General features: G+C 40.4%; 4 protein-coding genes. 1 reads left to right on the plus strand and 3 read right to left on the minus strand.

The annotated features are described in order from the left end of the window. Nucleotides 1–1,755 (plus strand): ATP-dependent Clp protease ATP-binding subunit (locus tag V5N63_RS04700; protein WP_332033008.1); only part of this gene is annotated, 1,755 nt, incomplete at its 5' end. A 95-nt stretch (nt 1,756–1,850) separates the two neighbouring features. On the opposite strand, the gene V5N63_RS04705 is transcribed toward V5N63_RS04700, so the two are convergent. The 3 genes from V5N63_RS04705 to V5N63_RS04715 form a co-directional block, all read right to left on the minus strand. Continuing rightward, entirely contained in the window at nt 1,851–3,221 is a 1,371-nt protein-coding gene (locus V5N63_RS04705) for a tetratricopeptide repeat protein (RefSeq protein ID WP_332033009.1), read from the minus strand. Nucleotides 3,222–3,317: 96 nt separating this feature from the next. Beyond that, complete coding sequence (glmM, locus tag V5N63_RS04710; protein ID WP_332033010.1) at nt 3,318–4,700, minus strand: phosphoglucosamine mutase; 1,383 nt, start codon at nt 4,698–4,700, stop codon at nt 3,318–3,320. A gap of 225 nt (nt 4,701–4,925) precedes the next feature. After that, a partial coding sequence (locus tag V5N63_RS04715) for a ferrous iron transporter B (protein WP_332033011.1) occupies nt 4,926–6,182 on the minus strand: 1,257 nt, incomplete at its 5' end.

Here is a 6,182-nt window from a genome sequence, read left to right on the forward strand (position 1 = left end):
CTTTATGGCAAGAGAGTGATTACACTTGATCTGGCAAGTTTGGTTGCCGGAACAAAATACCGTGGACAGTTCGAAGAAAGAATGAAAGCCATCATGACTGAGCTTGAAAAAAACCGCGACGTCATTCTTTTCATTGACGAGCTGCACACCATCGTAGGCGCCGGAAGTTCTACAGGAAGTTTAGATGCCTCCAATATGTTTAAACCTGCTTTGGCACGGGGAGAAATTCAATGCATCGGTGCTACGACTTTAGATGAATACCGACAGTATATTGAAAAAGACGGGGCTTTAGAACGCCGTTTCCAGAAAGTAATGGTAGAACCTACTACGGTAGAAGAAACCATTCAGATATTGAATCAGGTGAAAGACAAATATGAAGATCATCATAACGTTACATATACAGACGAAGCAATTCTGGCGTGCGTAAACCTTACTTCACGATATATTACCGATCGTTTCCTTCCCGACAAAGCAATTGATGCGATGGACGAAGCCGGATCAAGAGTGTACATCAAAAACATGAAGGTTCCTACGGAAATCATTGAGTACGAGAAGAAAATCGAAGAGATTAAAGATCTGAAACAGAAAGCTGTAAAAGCTCAGGATTATCTGGAAGCCCGAAAACTTAAAGACGAAGAAGAACGCCTTCAGATTGAACTGAATATTGCTCAGGAAGCCTGGGACAAAGATGTGAAGGAGAAAAAAGAAGTCGTTACCGAAGAAAGCGTTGCCGAAGTAGTATCCATGATGAGTGGAATTCCTGTAACCAAAGTTGGTAAAAATGAACTCGACAAACTTTCTCATATGGATGAAATGATGAATGGCAAAGTGATTGGCCAGGAAGATGCAGTGAAAAAAGTGGTGAAAGCTATCCAAAGAAACCGCGCCGGACTGAAAGATCCTAACCGCCCGATCGGCACATTTATTTTCCTGGGAACAACAGGTGTGGGTAAAACCGAGCTTGCCAAAGTAATGGCCCGCGAACTTTTCGATTCTGATGAAGCCTTGATCCGTATCGATATGAGTGAGTATATGGAGAAATTCGCAGTTTCGAGACTGGTTGGTGCGCCTCCGGGATATGTAGGTTATGAAGAAGGCGGACAACTTACCGAAGCAGTTCGCAGAAAACCTTACGCAGTGGTACTTTTAGACGAAATTGAAAAAGCACATCCCGATGTATTCAACATTTTGCTGCAGATTCTGGATGAAGGTTTTGTGACCGATTCTTTAGGAAGAAAAATAGATTTTAGAAATACAATCATCATTCTGACTTCAAATATCGGAACCAGAGATCTTAAAGATTTCGGTGACGGCGTAGGATTCGGAACTTCTGCTAAAAAATCGACCAGCGATGCAAGAGCAAGAAGCACGATTGAAAATGCGCTGAAAAAGGCGTTTGCGCCGGAATTCCTGAACAGAATTGACGATATCGTAATCTTTAACTCTCTTGAAAAAGAACATATCAGCAAGATTATCGATCTGGAACTGTCTAAACTTTACAAACGTCTGGAAAAACTGAACTATCATGTAGAGCTTTCTCAGGATGCCAAAGATTTCATCGCCGAAAAAGGTTGGGACAAAGATTTCGGTGCGAGACCACTAAAACGTGCCATCCAGAAATATATCGAAGATTTGTTGGCCGAAATGCTTGTCAACAAACAGCTTTCAGAAGGCGAAACCATCATGTTGAAGGTGAATGAAGAGAAAGACGGTTTGGTCGCAGAAACGCCAAAAAAGAAACAGAGCGCAAAGTAAAAGTGTTCAAATAAATAAACCCCTGTCAAATGATTGACAGGGGTTTTTTACTTGATTTATCTAAAGTTCAAATCCAATATAGCTGATTCTTTAAATTATTTCTTTTTCGTTTTTACTTTTTCAACTTCTTCTTTAATGAAAGGATATTTCAGTTTCATATCTTCGAGAAGATTGGGATCCAGATCTAAAGCTACATCCAGGGCTTTTCTGCCTTCTTTCTGGTTATTCATGTGGAAATAGCAGTTGCTCAACTGATAATAAATTTCAGCACGGTTGTGGAGCTTTGTAGCTTGATTTAAAACCGTAATTGCTTCTTCAAATTCACCGATGAGCATTAAAACTTCTGAATAAGCGTACCAGTTATAAAACCGGTTTGGCTCGAAATCTACCAACTTTTTCAGGCAAACCAAACTTTCCTCAAACCGTCCGGAGTCGATATATAAAAACGCCAGCCTTTTCTGATAATCCAGATTGTTATCATTCATCGAAACGGCTTCTTTGGCAAAGTGCAGCGCTTCTTTCATACTGCCCATTTCTTCGTAGATATAGGATTGCTCCATCATCGAAAGATAGAACTGCGGATCGTCTCTTAAAGATTTCTGGAAAGCATTCAAGGCTAAAACCGGCTGTTTGTTTTCTTTATAACACAACCCGATTTTATAGAATGTGAAGGATTTGGTGTATTCCAGTTCCAGCATTTCTTCATAAACTTCCACCGCTTTCAGCCACTCGCCCATCGCTTCATAACACGCCGCTTTATTGGCATATACGCCGACAGCCTGTGGATTTATCGCGAGAAGATAATCGAACCCACGGATGGCTTCTTCATAATTTTTGCGGTTGAAATAAAACTGTCCGTATTCGTACCAGGCGGTTTCAGAAAAAGCAAACTCGTTCAGATATCCGTTAAGAAATTCAATCGCTTCATCACTTCTGCTCAGCTGATTATAGCAAAACATTACATTTTCGAGCGAATATTCGTCCTGTTGGTCATACTTTAATGCCAGTTTGTAATGTTTCAGCGCGTTAAATGGATCTTCCAGATTTACATATTCATCCGCGATGAAGTTATGAAGGAAATTTTCTTCTTCCTCCAATTCCAGCGCCCTTTCACAAAAAGTGATTGCGCGTCTGGGGTTTCCCAGATTCGAATAGTATTTAGCACAGCACACCAGAAAATCGGTGCTTTCCATGGAAGCTTCCTGAAGCTCCTGCATCAGTTCCTTGGCCTGTGTATAATTTTCAAGTTCAAGTAAAACCTCAAACTTTTTAATTTTCAGTTCTAATGAATTCGGATGAAGTTTCAGCGCATAATTGGTCGCCATTTCCGCGAAGGAAATGTCGCCCATTTCAAGGTAGTAAATGATGATATCTTCGTATTCTTCGGTCTCGAAGTACAGCTCTTCATTGTTTTCTACCATTTCTTCGAACTTTCTAATGAGTTCGTTTTCAAAAAATTCTTCCAATTTATACTCTCAGTGTTATTTCCAAAAATTTGAAGCATGCTTACAAACTTCGGAAAAACGTTTTATTAAAAATCTAATTTAACAAAAAAGATGATCTTAAATCAAACTTTTTATTTTTATAATCATTTGGTCTCCCAAACTGTCGGCTTCTTCCTGAGAAAAAGCTTCGGTGTAAATCCTGATAATCGGCTCTGTATTGGACTTTCTTAAATGCACCCAATTTTCCTCAAAATCAATCTTCACGCCATCTACCGTAGAAACCTCTTCATTTTGATATTCCTTTTCCATTTTAGTTAAAAGTGAATCCACATCAATATCCGGTGTAAGTTCAATTTTCTTTTTTCCCATGAAATAAGAAGGATACGTTGCTCTCAACTCGGAAACTGTTTTGTTTTCATTGGCAAGATGCGTTAAAAATAATGCCACACCTACCAGTGAATCTCTTCCGTAGTGAAGGTCTGGATAAATAATTCCCCCGTTTCCTTCGCCGCCGATCACAGCATTTTTATCTTTCATTAAAGTTACCACATTAACCTCTCCCACTGCACTTGCGAAATACTCGGAATCATGCTTTAAAGCAACATCTCTCAATGCACGGCTTGAAGAAAGGTTCGATATAGCTACTCCTTTTTTATTTTTTAACAGGTAATCAGCCACCGCAACTAAGGTATATTCTTCGCCAAAAAGTTCGCCATTTTCGTCTACCAAAGCCAATCGGTCTACATCCGGATCTACAACGATTCCTAAATCTGCCTTTTCCTGTTTTACAAGTTCGCAAATATCGCCCAAATGCTCCTTCAATGGTTCCGGATTGTGCGGGAAATGACCGTTAGGTTCGCAGTAAAGTTTGATAACTTCGCAGCCTAAATGCTCCAAGAGCTGTGGAATCGCGATTCCGCCAGTTGAATTTACCGCATCTACAACGATTTTATATTTTTTGGCTTTAATGGATACGGCGTCCACCATCGGTAAATCCAGAATCTTCTGAATATGAATCGCAAAACCATCGTCTCTGGTTTCATATTTTCCCAAATCATCTACCTCAGCATAATTGAATTCCTCACTTTCAGCTAAGGCCAAAACTTCAGCACCGTTTTCTCCGCTGATGAATTCACCTTTTTCATTTAGAAGTTTCAGCGCGTTCCACTGTTTTGGGTTGTGTGAAGCGGTAAGGATAATTCCACCGTCCGCATTCAGTTCAGGAACCATCACCTCCACTGTTGGCGTTGTAGAAAGTCCCAGATCGATAACGTGGATCCCAAGTCCCTGCAAAGTTGCGGTAACCAAAGAATTTACCATTGCTCCGGAAATACGGGCATCACGGCCAACGACAAGGGTTAAGTCTTTCTTATTTTTATTGTTTTGAAGCCAGGTTCCGAATGCGGAAGTAAATTTCACCACATCCAGCGGCGTAAGATTTTCATTTACTCTGCCGCCGATGGTTCCACGGATTCCTGATATACTTTTGATTAATGCCATTGCATGATTGATTTTAAAACGGTTGATTTAAACTGAGGCAAAATTACGAATAAAAAATCTACGTAAAGTGAACAGCTTATGAACAGCAATCCGAATCACAGCCCGGTTTCCCCTTTTTGAATTTATTGGGAGAAAAGGTTTTTTTTAAAATCTTAAAGATGGAGTAAGCGGCAAAAATAACAATCACCGCGACGAGCAAATATTGCAGAATTAAAGCGTTTTCCATTATTTAAGTAACTGATAGGTTATAAATGAAGCGAGATACGCGAATCCCGACATTCCGAAAAGCTGGATCAGAGTCCATTTCCATGATTTTGTTTCCCGGTATACTACTGCCAAAGTTGCAGCACACTGCATTGCGAATGCATAAAATACCAGAATTGAAATCCCCGTTGCAAAGCTGAAAACTTTTTCACCGTTAGGCTTTGTATCGTTGCGCATTTTGTCGATAATCCGTTCCTCCGGCGCTTCGTCATCCAGACTGTAAAGCGTAGAAAGAGTTCCTACAAACACTTCGCGGGCAACAAAACTCGTCAGCACGCCAACGCCCATTTTCCAATCATATCCTAACGGCGCAATAGCAGGCTCTATAAATTTTCCCGCTTTCGCTAGATAAGAATGCTCCAGTTTTACATCGGTAGCGACAAACTGGTTTTCGTTTTGTTTAGGTCCTAAATAACTGAATACCCAGATAATGATGCTGAAGAAAAAGATAATTTTACCAGCTCCGGTTATAAAATCCCAGACTTTACCCAACATCAGTTTAAAATCGTACCCGAAAAGCGGCATTTTATACGAAGGCAAATCCATCACAAGGAACGATTTTGTTTTGTTTCTGATTACCGTTTTAAGTAAAAGTGCAGCAGAAAGCGCGGCAAAAAAACCAAGGAAATACATTCCCATCAGTACCAACGCTTTATAACTTATTCCGAGAAAATACTGATCCGGAATGACCAAAGAAATAATGATACTGTAAACCGGAAGTCTTGCCGAACACGTCATAAAAGGCGTAACAAGAATGGTGATGAGTCTTTCCTTAACATTCTCGATATTCCGGGTCGACATTACCGCAGGAATGGCGCACGCCGTACCCGATACTAAAGGAACGATACTTTTACCGTTCAGACCGAAAGGTTTCAGAAACCGGTCCATTAAGAAGATTACCCTTGCCATATAGCCTGAGTCTTCGAGCAGATACAGGAAGTATAAAAGGATTCCGATCTGGGGTGCAAACATTGCAATTCCACCGATTCCCGGGATAATTCCATTTGAAATCAGTGAATTGATTGGTCCCTGCGGAAGATGTTCTGCAGTGAAAGATGACAGCCAGAAGAACGCATCGGAAATCCAGTTCATCGGATATTCTGCCAGAAAAAATACACTATGGAATATCAGCAGCAGAATCATTGCAAAAACCACATAACCCCAGAATTGATGTACCAGAATTTTATCTAATTTCTCGGTTAGCAGTTCTTTGAAGTT

It is taken from the genome of Kaistella sp. (assembly GCF_032060305.1).
Lineage (GTDB): Bacteria > Bacteroidota > Bacteroidia > Flavobacteriales > Weeksellaceae > Kaistella > Kaistella yananensis.